The sequence below is a fragment of the Deltaproteobacteria bacterium genome (assembly GCA_029210625.1).
Classification (GTDB): Bacteria; Myxococcota; Myxococcia; order SLRQ01; family SLRQ01; genus JARGFU01.
The window spans coordinates 1-23,751 of record JARGFU010000042.1 but is presented as its reverse complement, the minus strand read 5'-3'; the positions used below and the strand labels follow the sequence as shown (position 1 = coordinate 23,751).

The following is a 23,751-nucleotide window of genomic DNA, read 5'->3' as shown; positions in this document are numbered from 1 at the left end:
CGCTCCCCTACTTGGTGGCGAGCCGCCGCATCACCTCGTCGGTGATCTGCGCGGCGAGGCGCGCGTCGCCGGTGCGGACGGCCACCCGGGCCGCCACCGCCTCCCGGCTCGGCGCCCCCGCCGGGGCCGCCTTCCCCTTCGCCGCCCGGCCGGCGGGTCCCAGCCCGGCCGCCGTGCGCTTCTGCAGCATGGCCTCCTCGAGGGCGGGATCCAGGCGGGCCGCCCGGCCCTGCTGACGGGCGATGGTGAGGATGCGCGCGAGGTGCTCGGCCAGCTCCACCCGCAGGTAGGCCATCTCGAGATCGTCCCCCACCGCGAGGAGCCCGTTCCCGGGCAGGAGGATCACGTCGTGCTCGACGATCAGGCGCCGCACCTCGGCGGCCGACTCGGGCCCGGGGGCGACGAAGCGCGCGGTGGGCACCCGGCCCAGGGAGACGACCGCCTCCGGCAGGGGCAGGCGCTCCAGCGAGAGGCCGGTCAGGCCCGCCGCCGTCGCGTGGGGGGGGTGGGCGTGGATCACGGCCATGGCGTCGGGCCGCAGATCGAAGGCCGCCGCATGGAGGTTCCACTCCGAGAAGACCTTCCTCGTCCCCTCCAGCACGGTGCCGGCCCCGTCGACGGTGACCAGGTCCGCCGGCGCGATGCTCCGCTTGGAGAAGGCCGTCGGCGTGGCGAGGTAGCGATCCGCGCCGATGCGCAGGGAGAGGTTGCCGTCGTGGTTGGCGACCCAGCCCCGCTCCCAGACCAGGCGGGAGTAGGCGCAGAGGGACTCCCCGCTCACGGCACGTGGACCTCGTCGACGATCCCGACGATGGCCGAGCGGATCGGCCCCTGGGGATTGCCGATGATCTGCCGCACCCCCGTGCCCTCGGAGAGCACCAGGACGACGTCACCCTCCCCGGCCTGCGCGCGATCGACGGCCAGGAAGGCCGCGCCGCTCGCCTCGCCCTTCTCGTCGAGGGGCTGGACGCAGAGGAGCGCCATGCCCTCCCAGGCGGGGTGCTTCTTGGTGGCCACCACCGGCCCCAGGACGCGGCAGAGCTTCACTCGCCGGAACCCCGGACGAAGGGATCGGGGCCGCCGCCCTCGTAGCTGGCGTCCACCGAGTCGACGATCCCGACGATCGCGGCGTCGACCGGAACGAACCAGGGGTCGAGGGCCACCGCCGCCTCCCGGCTTCCCACCAGGTACACGTGGTCGCCGAGGCCGGCCTGGACCGTGTCCACCGCCACCTCGGCGGTGCCCTGGGGCTCCCCCCTGGGATCGAGGGGCTGGACCAGGAGGAGCTTCTTGCCCTCCAGGCCCGGGACCTTCCGAGTGGCGACGCAGTTGCCGATGACGCGACCGAGATACATGGGCGCGGGCAAGGTAGGAGGCGCTCGACCCGCCTGTCAATCCACGATGGCCAGGCCCAGCGCCCGCCGGGCCGCCAGGAAGGGCTCGCCGTGCACGAGCCCAAGGACCCGTCCGAGGAGGGGTCGGTCGCTGACCAGCGCGCCGAGGGAGGCCATGTCCGCCGGCAGCGGCACGCCGGGCGCCACCAGGCGCATCGCCGCGCTCAGGCCGCCGATGACGTCGCCGGCGACGGCCAGGCCGAGCAGGGAGGAGAGGACCACGCAGGTGGTGAGATCGATCCGCGGCTCGGGGGGCGAGGACGGGAGCACGCGCTGGAGCTCCTGCTGCGCGCTCTCGCCGAGGCGGGCCTGGAGCCCGGCGGCCTCGACCTCGTTGGCCTCCTGCGCCGCCCACCGCCGCAGCGACACCAGCCCGGCGAGGGGGTCGCGGGTCGCGCTGGCCCAGCGGCGGCCGGGGGAGGCCATGGAGAGGGCGAAGGCCAGGGTGAAGCGCGCCTCCGCGGCGGCCCGGTCGCGGAGCAGGTCGGAGCCCACGACCACCACCCCGGCGTCCGGCAGCACCCGCACCCCCAGACCGGCGTCGCCGATGCCCAGCGCCCGGGACTCGAGGCCCAGGGCCGCGGCCAGACGATCGACCTCCGCCTGCCACGCGGGCTCGGCGGCCCGATACTCCACCGGGGCCCAGCGCAGGAGCCGATCTCCGGGATCGCTGGCCAGGGCGATCTCCTCGCAGCGGGCGTAGAAGCGCTCTCGCGCCGCCCATCCGGAAGGCGCGAGCGCGTCCCGCTCCACCTGGCCGAGGTTGCCCCGGGGATCCTGGGGCAGGCGGGCCTTGAGGGCCTGGTGGCGCTCGCTCACCGCGGCCGGCGCGGCGCGCCCGAGCTCGAGGAAGGCGCCGACCAGGTAGGCCCGGTCCACGTCGTGACGCGCCTCTGCCAGGGACTCGACCGCCAGGAGGGTCGGCACGCGGGTCGGCGCCTCCAGCAGGAGCCCCTCGAGGGCCTTCAGGGCCGCCGTGGCCGCCGCCGGGGGAGGCGGGGCGCCGCTGGCCAGGGCGTTCTGGAGGGTGAGGTCGTCCGGCTTGCGGCCGATCGCCAGCGCGATGGCCTCGGCCGCGCCGACGGCGTCGCCCCGATCCTGACGGCGGCGGGCGAGCTGGGTCAGCCAGCGCACCGCCTGGGCGTCCTCACCGGCGGCCTCCACCGCACGCAGCAGGAGCTCGTCGCCCTCGCGATCCGCCGGATCGACGCTGCCGGCCTCGAGGAGCCGCTCCAGGGCCGCCTCGCAGCCGGGGTCCCGCTCGAGGGCGACCCGGGCCAGGGAGAGCGCCCCGGCGGGATCCCCCTCGGCCTCGGCGCAGGCGGCGGCGGTGCAGAGATACTCGGCGGCCGCCCGGCCGTCGTCGGTGAGCCGCACGCACTCGAGCGCGGCGGCGCGAGCGTCGCCCATCCGGCCGAGCCTGCGAGCGATGGCCAGCGCCCCGGCGTGGTAGGTGACCTCGTCGGGCGCCAGGGAGATGGCGCGCTGGAAGACGGTGGCCGCCTGGCGCAGGTCCCCCACCCGGTCGCGGTAGAAGCCCCCCACGGCGCCGAGGGCCGCCGCGCGCAGCAGGCGGTCGGGGATCAGCTCGGCCGCCCGCTCGCGCATCTCGGCGGCGGCCAGCAGCTCTCGGTCCATCTCGTAGAGGACCGAGAGCGCCCGCAGCGCCTCGCGGTGGACCGCGTCGCGCTCGAGGGCGCGGCGGTAGGCCTCGATGGCGCCCCGCCGATCGCCGAGCCGCCGCCGGACCGTCCCCAGGCGAGCGTAGGCCTCGGTGAGGGCGGCCCCGGTCGGTGCCCCGGCCACGCCCCGCTCCCCGAGGGAGCAGATCTGAGCCAGCGCCTCGTGGGTCTCGGAGTCGTCGCCGAGCTTGCCTCCGAGCCGGGCCAGCGCCTGGAAGCTGGCGGCGGCCTCCCGGTCGAGGCGGGTCGCCTGGCGGTAGGAGTCGATGGCCGCGTTGAAGTCCCCGTGGGACTCGTGCCACTTGCCGATCTCTCCGGCCGCCCAGGCGCGGACTCCGCCGGGGGCCTCCTCCAGCTCGAGGAGCCGATGGAGCAGGGTCGTGGCGGCGGCCCCCTCGTCCCGGGCGAGGTGGAGGCGGGCGAGCCCCGCCAGCGCCCGGGGGAGATCCGGGCTGACCTCCAGCGCCTGCCGGAAGTAGGCCATGGCCTGATTCGTGTCGTCGAGCGGCCCGGCGTGCAGGCTGCCCAGCTCGGTGAAGCGCTCGGCGGCCTCATCCGGATCGTCGCTGACCCAGAGCTCGCGCCGCAGGTAGTCGGCCACGACGCCGGGCGCGTCGCGATCCCGCTCCGCCAGGAGGCGGGCCACCGTGAGCGCCTCGAGGTTGCTGTCGTCGGCGTCGAGGGCCCGGCGCACGGCCTCCCGGGCGCGGCCGGCGTCACCGACCACCTGCAGGAGGAAGCGCCCCAGCTCCGCCTCCACCCTCGCCTGCTCGGAGGGGCTCGGCGCCATCGCGGCGCAGCCCGCCAGGGCGTCGGCGCGCCCGCCGGGATCGGGCATCGCCCGCGCGGTGCGCAGCATCCCCGCCCAGGCGGCGGCCGAGCCCGGGGAGCCCTCCCCCGCCCGGCGGAAGGCCGTGTGGGCCTCGTCCACCCGTCCGCTCGCCTCCAGGGTCTCGCCCAGGGCGTAGTGCAGGGAGGGCAGGGTCTCGTGCTCGGTCTCGATGGCCAGCCAGGCCCGCAGCGCCTGCTCACGGGCCTCGTCGTCCCCGACGTCCTTCGCCAGCCGGGCGAGCGTGACCAGGGCCGGGCGGTGCCCCGGGCAGCGCTCGAGGGCGTGCCGGAGCCACTGCACGGCCTCCTCCGGATCCGAGCTGCCGTCGGCGGCCACGTCGGCGAGGCGGGCGTAGATCTCGGCGGCCTCCGTGTCGCTGCGGGCGAGCTCGGCGCGCCGGCTCAAGACCCGCGAGAGCAGGGTCCACTGCTCCTCCCGCTCGTAGATCTCGGCCAGGGCCTCGAGGATCGCGGCGCTCTCCGGCTCGTCGAGGAGCAGGGTGTTCAGGATGTCGGCGGCCACCCGCCAGGCGTCCGGCCGCTTGCCCAGCAGGCGAGCCCGCCGGTAGAGCAGGCGGCGCGATCCCTCGGGGGAATCGGCCACCGCGGCCGCGTCCGCGAGCGCGTCGGCCAGGGCCCGGTCCCGCGCCCCTCCCTCGTCGACGTCCCGCTCGAGGATCCGCACCCGCGCCTCGTTGATCCGGCGGCGGGTGCCCAGGGGGAGGCGGCGGTCCCGGCCGAGCTCGGCGAGGCGATCGAGGCCCTCGGCGCGGTCGTCCAGCTCGCCGAGCAGGAGATCCGCGGCCAGCTCCCGGGCCGCCAGCCCGACCTCGTCGTCGGCCTCGGCGGGGCTCGCCTGGATGGCCTGCATCGCCTGCTCGAGGGCCTGCTCGGAGCGCCCCTCGCGCTGGCTCTCCCGGGCCGCCTCCAGGAGCTGCGCGGGATCGGGGAGCGCCTCCTCCTGGTAGGCCGCCGGCTCGTCGCTCCAGGCGGTGTCGCCCACCTCGATGGCGACCCGATCCTCGGGCGCCTCCTCGGGGAGCGTGGCGCCCGCCTCGGCCGGGGTCTCGGTGGCCGGCCCGCGGTAGGTCGCCGCCTCCAGGGCTCGCTCGAGGGCCGCGACGTGGAGCTGGGCGGCCTCGGCGGCCGGCCCCTCGCCCGCGGCGACGGCGCGGTAGATCGCCACGGCCTGATCCAGGCGCCCGAGGCCCCGGTAGACGAGCTCGGCCTCCATCAGGCTCAGCTGCGCCCAGGCGTTCGCGTCCTGGCCGACCCGCGCCCGCTCGCGCTCGAGGGCGTCGAGGAGATCGCCGTAGTCGCCCCACTGGCGCAGGACCTCGAAGTAGCGATCCCGCACCTTCCGGTCGTCCGGGTTCTCGGCCCGGGCCGCCTCGAAGTAGGAGCGGGCCCGCGCCGGGCTGCCCAGCCTCACCGCCGCCTCGGCGGCCTCGCAGAGCTTGGCGATCCGGGAGACGCGATCGGTCTGCGTCCGGGCCTCCCGGGCCCGCAGATCGATCGCCGGCGCGTCGCGATCCAGGCGCTCGTGGAAGTCCCGGAAGAACTCGATCGCCTCGTCGTCCATCGCGTCGTGGGCGGTGATCCTCCGGTAGACCTCGACCGCCGCCGAGATGTCGCCGGCCTCGTCCCGGAGGATGCGGCCGATCTCCCGCAGCCGCTCGAGGACCTCGGCGTCGACCTCTCGGCCCTCGACGGTCGCCAGCATCACCCGGGCGAGATCGCGCCAGCGCCCCATGTCCCGGTAGGCCTCCTCGAGGTGGGTCGCGGCCTGGGAGGTGACGTCCCGGCGCAGCGCCTCCTCGAAGTGCACGAGGGAGGCGGCCCGGTCGCCGAAGCGGGCGAGCTCGATGATGCCGGCGCGGATCAGATAGAGCGCCGCCGGCGGCCCCTCGACGACCCGGGCCAGATCGACCAGCAGGGAGATGGCCTCGCGGTGCCGGCCCTCCTGCGCCAGGGCGGCCACCATCGCGTCGGCGGCGCGGGTGTCCTCGGGGTGGAGCCCCAGGATGGTCTTGAGGGCCCGCTTCGCCCGGTGCAGGTCGGCCGGCGCCTCCAGGGCGGCCTCCGCGGCGCGGTGGAGGTTCTCCACCGCCACCCGGGGCTCGGATTCGATCTGGGTCTCGGCCTCGACCAGGAGGAGGTCGAAGAGGTCGCGCCAGCCCTCCTCCAGGGTGTGCAGCCCGCCGAGGAGCTGCAGCGCCACCTGCCCCACCGAGTCGGTCAGCTCGGCGGCCGTGAGCAGGCTCTCCACGGCGCCCTCGCGCCGCGCGGGATCGACGACCCACACCCTGCCCAGGTTGAGGAGGAGATCGGCCCGCCGCAGATCGGACCCGGCCGCGCCGGACGCACCGAGGGCCGAGACCTCCTCCCGGAGCCAGGCCTCGATCCGGCGAGCCCGGCTCTCGCTGGCCAGCAGCCGCGCGGCGGCCTGCCCCGACCCCAGCCAGGGCGGGAGCGCGCGCAGGGCGCGCAGGTAGAGGCGGTGGGCGCGCCCCAGATCCTCCAGCTCACGCTCGGCGAGGTCCGCGGCCTCGGCGAAGTACTCGGCGCGCAGCGCCGGCTCGGGGGCGATCTCCCCGAGGCGCACCAGCGCCTCCACCAGCTCGGGCCACCGGTTCGTCGAGCGGAAGAGCTCGGCCAGCAGCCCCCAGGCCTCGGCGTCACTCGGATCCCGCTCGAGGGCCAGCTGGCTGGTGGCCAGGCTCTGGTCGCTCGCGCCCAGGCGATCCCGGGCGAGCCGGGCGGCGCGCCGGGCGAAGGCGGCGGCCCTCTGCGGGTCGGGGTGGATCCGCGCGATCTCCTCCAGCGACTGGAAGAGGCTCTCGAAGCGCTCCTCGGTCTCCAGGCGCTCGAGGTGGGCGGCGAGCCGGCCCTCGTCCTGCAGTTCCCGCTGTAGTTCGGAGCCGGCGATCCCCATCAGCGCGGCATCCTATACGGGGGCTGCCGCGCGGCAAAGGCGTCAGCGGTGAGCGTCGGCCCGGTGGTAGGCGGTGTAGGCCGCCACCAGGTGGCAGACCCAGCCCAGGAGCCCGCCGCTGCCGATCCAGAAGCCCGGCGTGATGATCAGCCAGAAGATGCCCCGGAGGAAGTCACCGTTGTAGATCTGCCCGACCCCCGGAACGACGAGGGAGAGGACGGCGGCGGTTCCAGGGGCTCGGGGGTCGGTGTGCATGGTCAGTATCCAGTGGAGAGTACGAGGGGAACCTCGAAGTCCACGGGCCCATCTCCCCCGTAGCTGGGGAAGACCGCCCGCTTGATCGAGCGTCGGATACAGACCCCTACGTCTGACACATGGATCGATTTGTCGCTGATGGCCGCCGAGCTCACGATCCCGCTGGGCAGGACGGTGACGGTGAGCGTGACCCGCCCACCGGCGAAGCCCGGGTTGCGGCGCAGCTCCTGCTGCACGCAGCTCTGGAAGGCCTTGCTCGACTCCCCGATCTTCCGCGCCACCACCTCCGGCTCGATGGGGCTCTCGACCGAGTCGACCCCCTCCTTCGAGTCCTTGGCCTTCACCTTGATCTGGACCTGGGTCTTGCGCTCCCCGTAGAGGGCGGCCACCGCGGCCTTGTCGGCCGCGCTGAGCTCCTCGACCTTGCGCTCCTCCTTCTCCTTGACCGGCTCGTCCCCGACGGGATCGGCCGCCTCCTTCGGGCGCCGGGCGGTGATCCGCAGCGCTCCCCCCGTGGAGGTCTCGGCGGGGGGCGGCTTGTCCGCTCCGAGCATCTGCTCCCGGATGCGCTGCGCCCGCTCCTCGTCCACCGGCCCCGCCTCGCGGGTCCCCCGGTCCTCGCTCTTGCTCCTCCCCGGGACCAGGCCCTTCAGGTCGACGCCGCCGAGGGTGAGCAGGTAGCCCATCCCGCCGAGGAAGCCCACGAGGGCCAGGAGCGCCGCCGCGATCCGGATCGGGCTACGCCGCTTGTTCACCCCGGAGGCCAGGATGAACATCTCGGTGGTCTCCCGGGGCTCCTTCACCTCGGGGCCGTCGGGCACCGCGGCGAAGGGGTCGACCTCCTCCTCCTCCTCGAGCGCCTCCCCGATCGCATCCTGACCGGGTGGGATGGAGTCCTCGAAGCTGGAGATCGGGATGTCCTCGGACTCGGCCTCGGTCTCGGCCCAGGGACCCTCCGAGGGGTCGCCCTCCGGCGCCTCGTCCAAGCCGCCGGCCAGCGCCGCCTCGGTCGCCTGCTCGATGGCGGCGGCGAGGCTCGCGTCGGCGCCCTCCGGCAGGCCGGAGGCCTTCGCGCGGGCGTCGGCCTCGGCGGCGGCGATCTCCTCGCTGCGCATCTGCAGGGTGCCCGCCGCGACGTGGGGGCCGGCGGGCGGCGGAGGGGGCTCCACCTCGTCGAGGAGCGGCCGCAGCCGGGGGACGCTGGCGATGGGCCGCCAGTCGTCGATCTCCTCGCTCCAGACGTAGGTCTTCCGCCCGATCCTCCCCGCCACCACCGCGGCGCGCAGGGCCGCGAGATCCATCGGGCCCTCCTGCTTGCCGGAGATGACGGCGAACCAGGCCTCCGCGGGCGCCTCGACCGACGAGGCCTCCAGCGCCGAGGCCGGCGGTGGCGGCGGCGTCGCGGCACCACCGGGCTCCGTCCCCGAGGCGCGGCGGGTACCCTCGGGGGCGAGGCCGCGGACCACGCCGCTGCTCTCGCGCGTCTGGCTCAGCGCGGCCTTCAGCTGGGAGGCGGGCATCGCCCGGGTGGCCTCCTGCTCCTCCTCCAGGGTCGGCGCCGGCGCGGCCAGCGGCTTGCCGGTGATCCGCAGGGTCTGCCCGCACTTGCGGCAGCGGATCTTCAGCGTCTTGCCGGCGACCCTCTCGTCCGGGAGGGAGTACTTCTGTCCGCAGGACTCGCAGCGAAACTTCATGCGGATCGCATCACTCGTCGGCGCTCGGTCGGCCGGCCGGCGCCTCGAGCAGCCGCAGCAGGTGGTCCCGGGCCAGCGTCCGGGCCTCGGCGTCGGGGGAGACCGGGAGGGCGCGCTCCCACAGCTCGATCGCCTTGCGGCGGAAGCCCTGCTTCTCGTAGAGCAGCGCCATCGACTTCAGGGCGGGGTGGAGATCCGGCTTCAGCTCGACGGCCTTCTCGTAGGAGGAGATCGCCCCGAAGACGTCACCCTTCATCTGGGTGGCCCGACCGAGGCTGAAGTGCAGGGAGGGGGCGAAGGGGTCGGCGGCGAGGCCCTCCTGGAAGGCCTCGATGGCGCCCTCGACCTTGCCCACCTTGAGCAGCCCGACCCCTCGACGGTAGGCGCGGGTCGCCCTCTCCCGGGCCTCCTCGCCGGCCTCGGGGACGGGCTTCGCTCCCTCGAGCGCGGCCTTGAGCCGCCGGAGGAGATCCGGGAGGCGGAAGGGCTTCTCGAGGAAGTCGGTGGCGCCGTAGACCTCCGTCACGTCCTGGGCGTAGCGCCAGCCGCGGTAGATGGCGGAGATCATGATCACCGGCACGTGGCCGAAGCGCTTCGAGGAGCGGATCTTCCGGCAGATCTCGAAGCCGTGGACCTCGGGGAGCATCGCGTCGAGGATCACCGCGTCCGGCTCGAAGGTCTTCACCTTCTGGAGGGCCTCCAGGCCCCTCCCCGCGGTCTCGACCCGGTAGCCGCCGGAGACGAGCGCGGAGGTGAGGAGGTTCTGGATCTCCTCCTCGTCGTCCACCACCAGCACCTTCGGGCCGGAGCTGCCCGAGGCCTCGAGGGGCTCCTCCACCTCGATGTCCTCGGAGAGGTCGAGGGGCTCGTCCTCGAGATCGACCGTGATGGCGATGATCTCCTCTTCCACCTCGTCGGAGTCCCTCGCGCCGGGAACGATCAGCTCCAGGTGGGCCTCGCTGGCCGAGGCCCTCTCTCCGGGCAGCAGCGCCGAGCCCGTGGCCCGGGTGTCGTAGGCCGCCGGGACCATCTCCCGCAGCACGGACTGCAGGGCGACGTAGGGGATGACGGTTCGGCCGGTGGCGAACTGGATCTCGTCCTGCAACTGACGATCGTCCGGGTTGGCCATCGCCAGGTAGAGGTGGTGCTCGTCGATGGCCACCGGCAGGAAGGTCGACTCCTCGGCGATCTGCCGGGGCACGACGTCCAGCGACAGGAGGTCGATCACGCTCTGAGAGAGATCCAGGCCGGGCACCCCCTTCTGGACGGCCAGCCCCTCGACGAGATCGGCCTCGAGGGCGGCCCTCGCCTGGAGGAGCTTGGAGGCGAAGCGCGTCGGCCGCTCCGGAGACTGGCGCGCGGCCTCACTGCGCTGTTCTTCGCTCACTGCGCCCAGGTCGGCGAGGATCTGACCAATCGGTGCTCGCTGGTTCATAGAGGAACCCTTATGCGGGACCTCGCTCCGCCCCTCGGAGCCGGGTCGTTTCGCGGTCGGAGAGTAGTGGACGGCCCCCGCGATTTCAAGGACTTGCAGGTCTTGACGGAGACCTTGACGGTGCTTGACTCGGGCCAATCTCCTGCTCTATCTACCCTCCGCTTCCCGTGGATCGCGCTGGGCCACTGCCTCGCGGGGCTCCAGGGGGAGGTCCACGGTCATCAGGAGGGCCCCATGCCGACCAGCGGAACCCGCAAGGATCTCGGGAAGAAGCACGTCTGCCACGAGTGTGGCGCCAAGTATTACGACCTGCACCGCCCGGTGCCGACCTGCCCGAAGTGCGGTGCGGATCCCCGCGAGTACGTCGAGTCCTCGGCGCCCCGCGCCTCCACGGCGGCCCTCCGCCGCCCGCCCCTCGCCGAGCCCCCCGAGGATCCTCCGGACGACGAGGAGACCGAGGTGGACGATGAGGAAGAAGAGGACGATGATGACGATCGCGCCGTCGAGGTGATGGCCGAGGAGGGCTACGGGAAGACGGGCTACGACGACGACCCGCCCGTGGACGAGGAAGAGGACGAAGACCGGGACGACGACAACGATCTCGACGACGACGACGACGACGACGACGACGATGACGACCTGGACGACGATGACGACGGCGACGATTTCGAAAACGAGGACATTGATTGATGGCGACACGGGCGACGAAGAAGAAGGCGGCGGCCAAGAAGACCACCAAGAAGGCCCCCCGGTACCAGACCACCGGTGAGGTCGATCGCCGCCAGCGGCGGCGGCAGAAGGTGATCGTGCCGATCGACTTCTCGGAGTGCAGCCGGTCCGCCCTCGACTTCGCCGTCGACTACATCCAGAAGGTCCCCTCGGAGCTCTACCTCTTCCACGTCTTCGAGCAGACCAACCGACTCTCCTTCGTGGGCCGCAACCTGGCCCAGAAGGTCGACGCCGAGCTCGAGCGGATGGAGGGGCTGGTCCTGGCCGAGCTCGAGAAGATGGCCGAGACCGAGAAGAAGAAGCTGCGCAACTACCACTGCCGGGTCGCCAGCGGTAAGCCGTGGGAGGAGATCCTCAAGATCACGGCGAACCTCTCGGCGGACGTCATCATCATGGGCAGCCACGGCCGGGACGACATGCAGAAGGTCCTGGTGGGCAGCCAGACCGAGAAGGTGGTCCGGCGCGCCCCCTGCACCGTGATCTGCGTGCGGCCGAAGGACCCCTACTTCGTGATGCCCTAGGGCGGCGGCCGGGGTGGAGCCCTCGAAGAGGCGCCCCACCCCGCCCTGCTCTCCTAGCCGGCGGAGGCCGACCAGGTCACCGTGCCGCCCCCGGTCCCGGTGGCGGTGCACTCCCCGGACTCACCGTCCGCGGTGTAGCTGCAGGTGAAGCTGCCGTTGGCGCCCCGGATCTCCAGGGATCCTCCCTCGGGCGAGACCATCGCCGAGAGGACGAACTCGGCCTTCACGCCGCCCTCGTCGACGTAGACGAGGATCTCGATCGCCGCCGTGGTGTCGGTGAGCACCTCGCGGATGGCGTACTCGATGGAGTCCACCTCGCCCGCCGAGGAGGTGTGCTCCAGCTTGGCGGCCAGGATGAAGGTCTGGGAGAGGCCCGCGCCGACCGAGCCCGAGGTCTGGGTCTTGAAGCCGAGCCAGCCGTCGATGCAGTCCCCGGTGGAGTCGCACCAGGTGTCGAAGCGGATGTAGATGGCGACGATCTCCTCGTTGTCCCAGACGAACTCGAGGACGAGCTTGCCGGTGGGATCGTTGGCCGGATCCGTGCAATCGACGATGATCTTCTCCGGCTCGAAGGACCGGGTCAGCTTCACGTTGGTGTTGCAGTTCTCCACCAGGTAGTCCCGCCGGCTCCCGAGGGCCTGGCTGGCCTGGGAGAGGGCGAACTGAAGGGTGCCGGTGGAGTCGAAGCCCGCGGCCGGGTTCCCCAGGCCGTTGGCGGTGCCCGCCGTCAGGCCGTCGCCCATCAGCAGGGGCATGGTGGAGGCGGAGACCTCCCCGGACGGGTTCTCGAAGGCGGCCTCGATCTCCTCGAAGTCGCGCAGGTCGGGGCCGCAGCCGATGGCCAGGCCGGAGATCACCACGGCGAGCAGTGTCAGGTTGAGCTGTCTCATCTTCCCCTCCTTGGGTGAGTGACGGTCGGTCACCCGAGCAGGGCTATCCTACCCACTCCCACCCTCGATGTGCCACAGATCACGGCCCGGCCGCGTCCGCGCCGAGGCCCGCCCCGCCGGCGCCGATGGAGAGGACGTGATCCCTCACGGCCTCCATCTGCCGATCCGCGTCTCCCCCGAGGAGCTCGGGAAAGGGCGAGAGCCCATCGGGCCAGAAGGTCGGCATCCGCGCGCCCTCGAGCCAGGTGGCCGGGTTGTGGATCCAGCGCGGCACCCAGTCGGGGCGCAGGCGGAAGTGGGCGTTGGCGAGGTTCGGGGCGACCGCCTTCAGGTCGGTGTTCGGCGGGATCGTGGCCGAGGTGAGGTGGCACTGGGTGCAGCGCAGCTTCTCGAACATCGCCTGCCCCTGCGCGAGGGTGTCGGCGTCGGTCTGGGGCACGACGTCGAGGTAGGGGTAGGTCGAGCCGTCCAGCGCGTTGAAGTAGGCCACCAGGCGGGTCGCCTCCCCCTCTCGCCAGGCGAAGGTCGGCATCCGCAGCGTCAGGTAGGGGCGGATCCGGAAGCGGGAGGGATCCTTCAGGTAGTGGAAGAGCCAGTCCGGCCGGGTCTTGGCCCCCACGCTGAAGAGGGTCGGCGGCGCCAGGTTCGGGTTCTCGAGGTAGCGCGAGAGGATCTGCCCGCCCTCCCCTCCCAGCCGGTGGCAGCCCCGGCAGTTGTGATCGTGGATCAGCTCCTCCCCCGCCCCGAGCGCCGCGCGTCGAGGATCGTCGGTGGTGCGGTGGCTCGGGGGCCGCTCCCGCGCCCGGCGGGAGCGCAGGAAGACCAGCAGCGCGCGCAGCTCGTCGTCGTCCAGCTCGTAGCTCGGCATCCGGGTCTCGATGCGCTCGGTGCGAAACGCCCGGGGCGCGGTGAGCTTGGTGCTCGTCCAGGTGTGCCAGCTGCGCTCGGTGGGCCCGACCTCCCCCCAGGCGAGCTGCCGGGGCGGCTTCTCCCCGAAGCGCGAGAGGTCGGGGCCGACCCGCTGGTGCTCCTCGAAGCCCCGGATCGCGTGGCAGCCGAAGCAGCCGTACTGCGCCACCAGCTCCTCTCCCCTCCCCGCGAGCGACGCCGGGTCGGCGGCGTCGGCCTGCCCCTCCGGCGGCGGTGGGCGCCCCTCCGCGCCCAGCCCCGCGAGGTAGGCCGCGAGGTCGGCCGCCTCCCCGGGCTCGAGGCGGAGGTCCGGCATCCGGGCGTCGGGCCAGAGCCGGGAGGGCCCCCGCAGCCAGCTAAAGAGCCAGGCGTAGGAGGTCTTGGCCCCGATCCCCGAGAGGCGGGGGGCCCGGGATCGCCTGCGGGAACCGTCCACCGTCACCAGCGGATCGTCCGGCTCGATCGCATGGCAGCCGCGGCAGCCAAGGGTGTCCACCAGGGCCCGGCCGCGCGCGGCCTCCCCGGCGGGGGGCGCGGGCTCGAGGTAGCCCTCGGCGCCCCGGGCCTGCTGCCAGAGGAAGGCCGTGATGGCCTCGACCTCGCTCGCGCGCCCGGCCGCGAAGCTCGCCCGCTCGCCCTCCGGCAGACTGGCATCCACCGCCTCCGGCCAGAGGTTGGGCATGGTGGTGCCCTCCCGCCAGGCGGCGGGGTGGCGCAGCCACTCGGCGATCCACCCGGGGGTGGTCTTGGCGCGCAGGTGCTCCAGGGTCGGGCCCCGCCGGCGCTCGGGGGAGAGCCCCTCGATCGGATGGCAGCCCCAGCAGGCCAGGGTCCGCGCCAGCGCCTGCCCCTGCTGGAGGGTCTCGGCGAAGGGCAGCCGCAGCAGGTCGCCGTGGCAGTCCGGGCAGGTCGCCTGGACGTAGGGCGGCTCGGTCTCGCTGCCCAGCGAGAGCATCGGGCGCTCCCAATGCGGATCGTTCCGGCCGTGATCGAAGGGCCGGCCGTCCAGCCAGCCCCCGACCCCCTTCGTCTGGGGACCCTGGCCCTCGTGGCAGGGGGTGCAGCCGAAGCGCTCGAAGGGGTGCGCGTCCTGGATCAACGCCTGGAGGTGCGGGTGCGACCGGAAGAGCCGCGGCACCTCCTGACGCGGGACCTCGCCGCGATCGGCCTCGTCCATCCACCCCTCGATCGTCGCCCAGGGGACGCCGAAGCGGCGCTCGACCTCCGCCTCCTCGCCGTCGCGGTCCATCACCTCGTTGGCGAAGGCGACGATCTCCTCGGGGTCGCCGTAGTCGGGGCGGTCGATCCCCAGGTGGCAGCTGGTGCAGCGGTCCACCACGTCCAGCTCGGGCAGCCAGATCTGCGAGAGCTCGGGCTGCCGCTCCCCGCCCCGGGAGGGCAGCCCCTCCGCCCCGCGCCGCACCTCCAGCGCGAAGAAGGCGCGCTGGTGCGCCTTCCAGGGCCGCCGGGTCTCGAGCTCGTCGTGGACGGCCCAGACCGTGACCGCGGCCAGGAGGAGCGCCGCCGCGAAGAAGTGGGGGGTGCGGCTCTGGAGCTCGACGGGGCGGGTCATAGGCTGAACCAGGGGGTGACCCAGACGTACTTCACCGAGAAGAGGAGGCGCAGCGCCACCTTCACCACCACCCCCAGCATCACCGAGAGGTGGACGCCCACCACCAGCCAGCGCAGCAGCCCCAGCTGCACGAAGAAGGGCCGGCGGCGCCAGAGCAACCAGGGGCCGGCGAGGGTGAGGAAGAGCCAGGCCAGGACGAGCCCGCCCCCGACCACCTGCTGGGCCGCGGCGCCGCGCGCCCCGAGCAGCCAGGGCAGATCCACGCTGGCGGCCGCCACCGCCCGGCCCACCTCCCAGGTCTCCCAGGGCCAGTAGAAGTGCCAGCCCGGCCCGCGGAAGAGGGCCCCGACCACGATGGGCACGATCCACAGGCCGAGGAACCCGAAGAGGAAGACCGCCAGCGCGAAGGGGCGCTCGCGCAGGGTGTAGCCGCCGTTCCCCTTCGGGTTCCGGTCGACGTAGGGGATGGCCACCAGCCCGGTGAGGATCATCAGCGGCAGCAGCACCCCGGCGATCCAGGGGTCGAAGTAGACCAGCAGCTCCTGCAACCCCACGAAGTACCAGGGGGCCTTGGAGGGATCGGGCGTCACCGCCGGGTTGGCCGGCTCCTCCAGGGGCGCGTCGAGCAGGATCGACCAGGCCAGGAGGAAGGCGAGCATCAGCAGCGCCGCGATGAACTCCACCTTCACCAGGTGCGGCCAGGCGTGCACCCTGTCGGGGAGCTCGCTCGTCTTTCGCTCGCCAGCGCTCATGCCTAGAGGGGCCCCGAGATGCCGCCGTCCTTCCGGACCCGCCAGAAGTGCAGGACCATCCCGAGCGAGGCGAGGAGGGGCAGGAAGATGCAGTGGAGGACGTAGAAGCGCAGCAGGGTGGGCGGCCCGACCACCGAGCCGCCGGTGAAGAGCGCGCGCAGATCGTGGCGGGCGGTCGCGCCCAGCTCGGCCCCGAAGGGCCCCTCGTGCCCCAGGAAGGGGGCCGCCCGGGCCATGTTCGTGCCCACCGTGACCGCCCAGAGGGCGAGCTGATCCCAGGGCAGCAGGTAGCCGGTGAAGGAGAGCAGCAGCGTGAGCGCCAGCAGCCCCACCCCGACGACCCAGTTGAACTCGCGCGGCGCCTTGTAGGAGCCGGTCAGGAAGACCCGCAGCATGTGCAGCCAGACGAGGACCACCATCGCGTGGGCGCCCCAGCGGTGCAGGTTCCGCATCAGCATCCCGAAGGGCACGTCGAAGTCGAGGTACTTGATGTCGGCGTAGGCGTACTCGGCGGTGGGCCGGTAGTAGAACATCAGCACCACGCCGGTGACGACGGTGACCAGGAAGAGCAGGAAGGAGAGCCCTCCGGCGCACCAGGTGTAGCGGAACCGCACGGCGTGGCGTGGCACCTTGGTGGGGTGCAGGTGCAGCCAGACGTTGGAGGAGATCTGCAGCACCCGGTTGCGAGGCGTGTCCGCGTAGCCGTGGCGGAAGATCGAGCGCCAGAGCTGCGAGGCGAGGATCCGCTCCCAGAGCGAGCGCCGGCTCATCCCTGCCCCTCCCGGTAGGGCAGGAAGGCGCCCTCCTCCCCCCACTCGCCCAGCTCGTGCCGGTAGCGGCGGGCGCGATCGACCAGGAGCTGGCCGTCGTCGGCGAGGGAGATCCGCACGCGCTCCAGGGGCCGGGGCGCGGGCCCCTCGAAGTTCGAGCCGTCCCGGTGGAAGCCCGAGCCATGACAGGGGCAACGGAAGCGGGCGTCGCTGGCCTGCCAGCGGGGGGTGCAGCCCAGGTGGGTGCAGACCGCCAGCAAGGCGTAGAAGCCCTCCTCGTTCCGCGCGATCCACACCTGCTCCCGCTCCTTGAAGCGCTCGGAGACGGTGCCGACCCGGTACTCCGCCGGGAAGCCGGCCTTGAAGGTGCTCGGCGGCTCGAAGAGCACCCGGGGGAAAAGGAAGCGCACGAAGGCCGCCAGCGCCACCGCGAGGCCCCCGAAGACGGCGCCCCACCCGGTGAGCGCGAGGAGGCTGCGCCGCGACCAGAGGTGGTCGCCGGTCTGCCCCGCCGGCTCGAGGTGCGGCTCGCCTGCTTCTTCCATCGCTGCGCTCGTCTCCTCGCGGGGAGCCCCGCGGCCCTGCGCGCCCCTCCCGCGAGGTCCTCCGCACTGAACCAGCGCCCCGGGGAGGTGTCAACGACCCCCCCGGGGGGTGGCCGCCCGGGGGGAGGTCTTTTCTTCCCGCGGCCAGGTGTCCGGTGGACCACCGGCCTCTGGGGGTTGTACGCTCGGGATCGTGCGAAGGATGCTCATTCTGGGAGGGCTGCTCCTCAGCGCACTCTCCGGCTGTACGTGCGGCGGCGGTCTTCCGAACGGCGCGTGTACTCCGGCGACCTGCGAGGAGCTCGGCAGGAACTGCGGACCCGTCGACGACGGGTGCGGTCACGAGGTCCACTGCGGCTACTGCGGTGGTGGGCTGACCTGCGGAGGGAACGGGGTCGAGGGCGTCTGCGGCGGCCTCCTCTCCTGCTCCCGGAGCAGCTGCGCGGAGGCGAGCGCCGTCTGCGGCGAGATCCCCGATGGCTGCGGCGGCACGCTCACCTGCGGCTTCTGCAGCGGCGGGCTGGTCTGCTCGGGTGAGGACAGCCGCGATTGCGGCGTGCCCACCTGCGAGCGGCGCAGCTGCGCCCAGGCGGGCGCCGAGTGCGGTGAGATCCCCGACGGCTGCGGCGGCCGGGTCGGCTGCGGCGGCGCCGGCGGCTCCTGCTCGAGCGGGATCTGCGGCGGCGGCGGCCCGAACCGCTGCGGCAGTGACCCCTGCGATCCGATCACCTCCTGCCCGGCCGGCCGCTGCGGGGTCATCTCCAACGGCTGCGACGGGATCGTCAACTGCGGGGACCCGCCGACCGGCCAGCTCTGCACCGTCGACGGCCACGCGATCGACCCCAACGGCGAGGTCGGCAGCCAGTGCCAGAACGATCGCGACTGCACCACCGGCTACTGCCAGACCTCGACCGTGAGCGGGTGGCCGAGCGGCTACTGCACCACCTGGTGCACCACCACCTCTCAGTGCGGCACCGGCAGCCACTGCGCCTTCCGCTCCGGCGGCAGGGGCATCTGCGTCGAGAACTGCTCGGGCACGACCTGCGCCCGAACCGGTTACATCTGCACCGACGCCGACGGCGACAGCCAACAGGAGTGCGTCCCCGGCGGGACCGGCACAGGCCAGGTCGGCGACGCCTGCACCTCGGTGGCCAACTGCGCCGGCGGCGCCGGGGCGATCTGCATCGCCGATCCCGCGGGCGGCCCGGGGGGCTATTGCACCACGGGCTGCGGCTCCGGGAAGCCGGCCTGCCCCGCCGGCACCCACTGCGGCTTCGACGCGGGCGCCTCGGTCTGCGTGGTCGACTGCGCCACCAGCGCCAACTGCCGGGCCGGCTACCTCTGCTCCGACTGGGACGGCGACGGCAGCAACGAGTGCTCACCGGGAGGCAACATCGGTGACCCCTGCACGGCCGACACCGAGTGCGCCTTCGGCAACTGCCTGACCGGCACCCACCCCGGCGGCTACTGCAGCCTGGGCTGCACCACCAGCAACGACTGCCCTCCGGGGAGCGTCTGCGGCTCCGGGCAGTGCATCCAGAGCTGCAACTCCAACCTCGACTGCCGCTCGGGCGGCTACGCCTGCGTCGAGCAGGGGAGCACCACCGGCTGCGTCCCCTACGGCAGCGGCACCGGGGGGCCGGGGGCGCCCTGCAGCTCGGTGGCCGACTGCGCCGGCGGCGTCGGCGTGATCTGCCAGGGCGCCGACACCGGCGCCGGCACCTGCGCCCAGGGCTGCAACGCCGACACCGACTGTGGCCCGGGCCAGCGCTGCGTCAACGGCGCGGACGGCCAGAGCACCTGCGAGATCACCTGCGCCTCCGACGCGGACTGCCAGCCCAACTACACCTGCAAGGACGTGGGCGAGGGCCTGATCTGCATGCCCGGGATCAGCGGCGGCTCCGGCCAGGTGGGCGACGGCTGCACCGACGACGATCAGTGCGAGGACAACATCTGCATCCTGCAGAAGGACAACGCCTGGCGCGGCGGCTACTGCAGCGCGCCCTGCGCCGACGGCTACCCCTGCCCCAGCGGCTCCCACTGCTCGGCCATGGGCACCTACGAGGGCGTCTCGGGCGGCATCTGCTTCGAGTCCTGCAGCTCCCACTCCGACTGCACCCGCCAGGGCTTCCGCTGCTGGGATCACGACGGCGACGGCGTGAACGAGTGCGCGGGCTACGCCGGCGGCGGCGGCGTGACGGGCGACACCTGCACCGCCATCGACGAGTGCGGTGGCGGAAACACCGGCACCTGCTTCCTGCCGGCGGCCTTCCCGGCCGGCTACTGCACGCAGAACTGCAGCAGCGGCGGGTGCTCGGGCGCGGGCGCCTGCACCGTCATGGACGACGCTCGCTACTGCATGGACACCCTCTGCTGCGACAACCTGCGGCTCTGTGATCTCGACAACGAGATCGAGGATCTCTACGCGGAGTGCCCCTCGGGGACGACCTGCAAGACCGTCCTGACCGCCCCCGCGGTCGGCGCCAACGTGGGCTACTGCGCCTACAGCTCGACCTGCTCGGGGACCGTGGCCTGCCCCGACGGCACCTACTGCTCGGCCGACGTGAACGGCGAGTGCCTGCACTGCGAGAGCGGCAGCGCCGCGAAGTGCCGCGCCGACTACGACTGCTTCGATCGGGTGCAGTCGGGCACGCGCGCCTGCTGGCCGGCGGCCAAGGGCAGCGGCGCGCCGGGCGCCCCCTGCACGCGGATCCGCGACTGCAACGGCGGCGTCCACGGCACCTGCGCCGAGGAGGATCCCGACGGCAACTTCCTGGGCGGGTACTGCCTCTGGGACTGCACCGACGGCACCGCCTGCCCCAGCGGCTCGGCCTGCATCGACTTCCGCTACGACACCCCGCAGGGGACCGAGCACTTCGCCTGGTGCCTGGACACCTGCTCCAGCAACTCGTCCTGCCGGGCGAGCTACACCTGCCAGGAGCTCAACCCCGGCCGCTCGAAGGTCTGCTTCCCCGACCCGGGCTAGGCCACCTGCAGCATCCCCGGTAGCTCTTCATCCTCTCGAAGGGAATCTCCTCCCGTCTCTCGAGGTGCCCGGGGATCAGTGGCGGGCGTCCCGGCTCGCCGATGGCTTCGCTGATCGCGCTCGAGTCGCACGACCGCGGCGCTGCGGTGGGGACACCGCGGCGCCCTTTTCAGAAGCAGTAGAAGCCGTCGGGGTGGCAGGCGAAGCCCTTCTCCCCCGGGCAGTCGGCGTCGGTCTGGCAGCTGCGGGTGCAGAGCGCGACGTTGTCCGCGGGGTGCATCCGGCAGAGCGGCGCGTCGGTGCCGCAGACGTTGGCGCCGCCGCTGGCCTCGGCGCAGGAGGCCCCGAGGGTGGGCGAGGAGCCGCAGACCCGGGTGGTGCCCTCCACGCTCTGGGCGGCCACGTAGGTCTCGAGGTAGGTCTCGAGGTAGGTCTCGACGCAGCGCCCGACCCCGATGCCCTGGCAGCCGGGATCGGTCCCGCAGGCGGCGGAGCAGAGGTGGCCGCCCCCCGGCGTGGGGAGGCAGAGGCCGCTGGCGCAGGCCTGGGGCATCGCGGGATCACAGACCTCGCCGATGGCGATGGAGGCGTCGGGGCTGCTGCTCACGCAGGCGGTGAGGAAGCCCAGCCCGCTGGCCGCCCCCGTCCAGAGGGGATCCGAGGGCCAGCCGAAGACACCGCAGTGCATCGGGGTCTCGGAGGCCTCGTCCATGCAGTCGACCGCGCCGGCGCAGGCCCGGAAGCCACCGGGGATGCAGACCGTGGCCTGGCCTGCCCGGGAGAAGGCGGCCTCCGCGCACCCGCTGCCCTCGGGGCAGGCCGCGCAGTCCTGGGCCATCTTGGGCATCGCCAGGCAGACGCCGCCCTGGGCGCCGACGGGATAGAAGCAGGCACAGTCGAGGCTGGCGGGGGTAGCGCCGTCCCGGCAGCCGTCGACGAAGGAGCTGCACTCGGTGTCCCGGGTGCAGGGCGCGCCGAGCCCACCCTCGACGGGCACGGCGCAGGCGGTCCCCGCGGTGCAGGTCTGCCCGGTGGGGCAGACCGAGGCGGCGCAGGCGTTCTTGCACTCACCCACCCGCAGGTCGCACTTCTGACCGTCCGCACAGTCGGGATCGCAGAGCTGGCCCATCCCCTCGGTGGGGACACAGACGGCCTCCACGCAGCGGTAGCCGGGCAGGCACTTGCCCTGGGCGGAGCAAGGGTGCCCCTCGCGCTCGTCGAGATCGAGGGAGAGGCTGCACGCGGCGCCGAGCCAGACCAGCGCCAGGAGTGGGATCGTGAAATTCCGCATCGTCCTCTCCTGCCGATACCACATGTGGCCCCCGGGGGTCAGGGTCCGTCGGCCGGACCGAATTTGAAGTCGAGGTGGGCCTCCTCCCCCTCGACGAGGGTGATCTCGGCCTGCTGTTCGCCGTAGACCTCGTGCCAGGCCGTGACCATCCAGGTCCCCGGCGGGAGCCCCGGCAGGGCGTAGCGCCCGTCCGGCGTGGTGACGGCGCAGTGGCCGCTCTCGGTGACCCGGACGTAGGCGGCCATCCAGGTGTGGATGTCGCACTTGAAGACGGCGACCTCGGGTCCCTTGAGCTTCTTGCGGATCGCGGGCGCGCCCTGCAGCTGGGCCTGGTTGAACCAGGACCTCGCCCCACCCTCCCGGAAGCCATGGACGTTGTGGAGGGTGGGATCGGAGTTGGTGATCCGCACGACCTGACCGTCGAGGCCGCACTGCACCCGCGGGCGGTAGAGGCAGGCTGCCTGGCCGATGGTCAGCTCCTCGGAGGCCGTCTTCTTCGGGAGGCGCGGGTCGGAGATCGTCACCACCACGTTGGCGAGCTTCCCGTCGGCGACGAGGACCTCCTCCGCGTAGGCGTCGGTCTTCGCGCAGACCGGATCCGAGCGGCGGTCGAGCTTCACCCGGGCTGGAGCCTCACCCTCGAAGTGGACCGTCCCCTTCAGGAGGAGCTTCCCCTCGAGCGGCGGCGGCGCCGGGGCGGTGGCCGCTCCCCCCTCGGCGGCGAGCGGCGTCCCCGGGTCCGCGGGCTCTTCCGGGCAGCCGGCCAGCCCGGCCACCAGGAGCCCCAGGAGCAACCCTCGCTTCCAGCTCTTCACACGCGCTCCATCTCGCGCCAGGGGCGGCGCGGGCGACCGCTACTTCAGCAGCTTCTTGGCTTCCTCGGCGTACCGCCCCGAAGGCGCGAGCTTCAGGTAGTTCTCCAGGGCGGTCTGGCCATCGCTCTTCGTGGCCTTGGTGCCGATCATCGACTTGCCCAGGAAGAAGTAGGTGTCCGCGAAGGAGGGGTCGTTCTTGAGGGCCTTGCCCAGCCACTCCTTCGACTTCTCGTGGTCGCCCTTGGCGAAGTAAGCCTTCGCCAGCTCGAGGGAGGCCTCGGCCTGCCCGCGCGGCCGGATCTTCTCCTGGAACTGGGCCAGCGCCTTCTCGAACTCGGGGATGGACTTGTCGAGGTCCCCGGAGCGCCGGTGCAGCTTGCCGATGGCCAGCTGCGCCTCCGGGAAGGTGCCGCCCTCCTCGGTGATGGCCTGGTTGTAGGCCGCCAGCGCCTTGCCCTTGTCGCCGCCCTCGGCGTGGGCGTCGCCCAGGAGGATGAGCAGCTTGGAGTCGTTGGGGATCGTCGCCCGCGCCTTCTCCAGGGCGGTGACCGCCTCCTTCGCGCCGCCCTTCTTCTTGAGGAGGACCTGCGCCAGCTCGACGTAGAAGCGCGCCCGCTTGGGCTCGAGGTCGATGGCCTGGCGGATGGAGGCCTCGGCCTCGACGAACTTCTCCTCGCGGAAGAAGCGCCGCCCGATCATCAGGCGGATGTCGGGGTTGCTGCCCTGGAGGATCAGGGCCTTGTCCTCCTCGGCCCTCGCCTCCTCGGTCTTGCCCTGCTCGTAGAGGAGCTGGGCCCGGGCGAAGTCGGCGAGCGCCGCCTGGCGAGGCGAGACCATCTGGGCGTCCAGGCCCTTCACCTGCTTGATGAGGGGATCGGCCTTCTCGGACTCCATCCGCTCGTTGTCGAGGATGATCAGGGCCTTGCCCAGGAGGGACTCGACGTGGCCGGTGTCGAAGCGCAGCGCCTGGTCGTAGTAGTTCCAGGAGCCGCTCATGTTCCCCTTGCGCCGCTCGAGATCACCGAGGGTCGAGAGGATGTAGGGATCGCCGGGGGAGAAGCGGTTGGCCTTGAGCAGCCACTCCTGGGCTTTCTCCAGATTTCCGTCCCAGAGGTAGATGCTGCCCAGCGCGCCCGAGAGCAGGCCCGAGGTCACGTCGTCGCGGCCGAGGACCTCCTCGAGGATGGCGGCGCCGCCGGCGTGATCGCCGCTGAAGAACTTGTGGTAGGCCCGCGCCGCGATCAGGTGGCTGTGGTCCATGCCATGGGCCTCGGCCTGCCGGATGTGCTCCTCGCCCTGCTGCTTGTAGGTCTCGCCCTCGCCGTGGACACCCCAGCGCAGGATGTTGATGTAGGCGAGGTAGGCGTGCGCGGCGAACTGCTCGGGATCCACGTCGAGGATCTGCTCGAGGGTGCCGGAGGCGGTGCGGTAGGCACCGTAGGAGTCCTGGGAGAGCTGCTCCTGAGCCGTCTTCAGCAGCTTGGACATCTCGCGGGCGTTCTCTGCCGAGCGGGTGTACCAGAAGCCGTAGCCCGCCAGGCCGACGGCCCCGAGGACCATCACCGCGATGGTGCCGATGAGCCCGGCCTTGCCGGACTTCTTCGGGGGGGCCTCGTCGAACTGGGTGTAGTCGACGTCCGCGTCGTCCGGCACGTGCACCGGCGCTGCCGGGCGCGGCGCGGCCGGCCGGGGGGCGACGGGCGCCGGGGGAGGCACCGCGACGGGGGCGGCCTGCGGGGCCTCC

18 protein-coding genes are annotated in these 23,751 nt (G+C 72.9%); 3 read left to right on the top strand and 15 right to left on the bottom strand.

Annotated features, from left to right (window positions below; all coding sequences use genetic code 11):
• Window positions 1-7 precede the first annotated feature (7 nt).
• Genes P1V51_23765 through P1V51_23735 form a run of 7 tightly spaced genes read right to left on the bottom strand, consistent with a single transcriptional unit; the run spans window position 8 to window position 10,226 of the window.
• Window positions 8-781, bottom strand: a complete 774-nt coding sequence (locus P1V51_23765; GenBank protein ID MDF1566072.1) for a class II aldolase/adducin family protein — start codon at window positions 779-781, stop codon at window positions 8-10.
• Complete coding sequence (locus tag P1V51_23760) at window positions 778-1,047, bottom strand: EutN/CcmL family microcompartment protein (protein MDF1566071.1); 270 nt, start codon at window positions 1,045-1,047, stop codon at window positions 778-780. The genes P1V51_23765 and P1V51_23760 overlap by 4 nt, the downstream gene beginning before the upstream one ends.
• Window positions 1,044-1,355 carry a EutN/CcmL family microcompartment protein gene (locus P1V51_23755; protein MDF1566070.1) on the bottom strand — a complete coding sequence of 104 codons (312 nt, stop codon included), beginning with the start codon at window positions 1,353-1,355 and terminating at the stop codon, window positions 1,044-1,046. The genes P1V51_23760 and P1V51_23755 overlap by 4 nt, the downstream gene beginning before the upstream one ends.
• A 36-nt stretch (window positions 1,356-1,391) precedes the next feature.
• Window positions 1,392-6,842, bottom strand: a complete 5,451-nt coding sequence (locus P1V51_23750) for a hypothetical protein (GenBank protein MDF1566069.1) — start codon at window positions 6,840-6,842, stop codon at window positions 1,392-1,394.
• A gap of 42 nt (window positions 6,843-6,884) precedes the next feature.
• Window positions 6,885-7,097: a DUF5683 domain-containing protein gene (locus P1V51_23745; GenBank protein MDF1566068.1), complete on the bottom strand. Its 213-nt coding sequence runs from the start codon at window positions 7,095-7,097 to the stop codon at window positions 6,885-6,887.
• 2 nt (window positions 7,098-7,099) lie between these two features.
• The gene (locus tag P1V51_23740; GenBank protein MDF1566067.1) at window positions 7,100-8,791 is read right to left on the bottom strand and encodes a GYF domain-containing protein; all 1,692 of its coding nucleotides are present in this window, start codon (window positions 8,789-8,791) and stop codon (window positions 7,100-7,102) included.
• Between the two features lie 10 nt (window positions 8,792-8,801).
• Window positions 8,802-10,226: a response regulator gene (locus P1V51_23735; protein ID MDF1566066.1), complete on the bottom strand. Its 1,425-nt coding sequence runs from the start codon at window positions 10,224-10,226 to the stop codon at window positions 8,802-8,804.
• 234 nt (window positions 10,227-10,460) lie between these two features.
• Between P1V51_23735 and P1V51_23730 the strand changes: the two genes are divergently transcribed.
• A complete protein-coding gene (locus P1V51_23730; protein MDF1566065.1) occupies window positions 10,461-10,916 on the top strand; it encodes an FYDLN acid domain-containing protein in 456 nt (151 codons plus the stop codon).
• Window positions 10,916-11,476 (top strand): universal stress protein, encoded by a 561-nt coding sequence (locus tag P1V51_23725; protein ID MDF1566064.1) that lies wholly within the window; start codon window positions 10,916-10,918, stop codon window positions 11,474-11,476. The genes P1V51_23730 and P1V51_23725 overlap by 1 nt, the downstream gene beginning before the upstream one ends.
• A 53-nt stretch (window positions 11,477-11,529) precedes the next feature.
• On the opposite strand, the gene P1V51_23720 is transcribed toward P1V51_23725, so the two are convergent.
• The 5 genes from P1V51_23720 to P1V51_23700 all read right to left on the bottom strand — a co-directional run bounded on the left by P1V51_23720 (window position 11,530) and on the right by P1V51_23700 (window position 16,915).
• Window positions 11,530-12,366, bottom strand: a complete 837-nt coding sequence (locus tag P1V51_23720) for a hypothetical protein (protein ID MDF1566063.1) — start codon at window positions 12,364-12,366, stop codon at window positions 11,530-11,532.
• A 79-nt stretch (window positions 12,367-12,445) separates the two neighbouring features.
• Window positions 12,446-14,848 carry a c-type cytochrome gene (locus P1V51_23715; protein MDF1566062.1) on the bottom strand — a complete coding sequence of 801 codons (2,403 nt, stop codon included), beginning with the start codon at window positions 14,846-14,848 and terminating at the stop codon, window positions 12,446-12,448.
• On the bottom strand, window positions 14,845-15,600 hold the full coding sequence (locus tag P1V51_23710; GenBank protein MDF1566061.1) for a cytochrome C: 756 nt from the start codon (window positions 15,598-15,600) through the stop codon (window positions 14,845-14,847). The genes P1V51_23715 and P1V51_23710 overlap by 4 nt, the downstream gene beginning before the upstream one ends.
• 2 nt (window positions 15,601-15,602) lie before the next feature.
• Window positions 15,603-16,370, bottom strand: a complete 768-nt coding sequence (locus P1V51_23705) for a cytochrome b N-terminal domain-containing protein (protein MDF1566060.1) — start codon at window positions 16,368-16,370, stop codon at window positions 15,603-15,605.
• On the bottom strand, window positions 16,367-16,915 hold the full coding sequence (locus P1V51_23700) for a Rieske 2Fe-2S domain-containing protein (protein ID MDF1566059.1): 549 nt from the start codon (window positions 16,913-16,915) through the stop codon (window positions 16,367-16,369). Before P1V51_23700 ends, P1V51_23705 begins: the two co-directional genes overlap by 4 nt.
• Before the next feature lie 202 nt (window positions 16,916-17,117).
• Between P1V51_23700 and P1V51_23695 the strand changes: the two genes are divergently transcribed.
• The gene (locus P1V51_23695) at window positions 17,118-19,901 is read left to right on the top strand and encodes a hypothetical protein (protein MDF1566058.1); all 2,784 of its coding nucleotides are present in this window, start codon (window positions 17,118-17,120) and stop codon (window positions 19,899-19,901) included.
• Between the two features lie 169 nt (window positions 19,902-20,070).
• On the opposite strand, the gene P1V51_23690 is transcribed toward P1V51_23695, so the two are convergent.
• The 3 genes from P1V51_23690 to P1V51_23680 form a co-directional block, all read right to left on the bottom strand.
• A complete protein-coding gene (locus P1V51_23690; GenBank protein MDF1566057.1) occupies window positions 20,071-21,192 on the bottom strand; it encodes a hypothetical protein in 1,122 nt (373 codons plus the stop codon).
• 38 nt (window positions 21,193-21,230) lie between these two features.
• Window positions 21,231-22,007 carry a carboxypeptidase regulatory-like domain-containing protein gene (locus P1V51_23685; GenBank protein ID MDF1566056.1) on the bottom strand — a complete coding sequence of 259 codons (777 nt, stop codon included), beginning with the start codon at window positions 22,005-22,007 and terminating at the stop codon, window positions 21,231-21,233.
• Window positions 22,008-22,046: 39 nt separating this feature from the next.
• The coding region (locus tag P1V51_23680; GenBank protein ID MDF1566055.1) for a tetratricopeptide repeat protein at window positions 22,047-23,751 on the bottom strand (1,705 nt) is incomplete at its 5' end.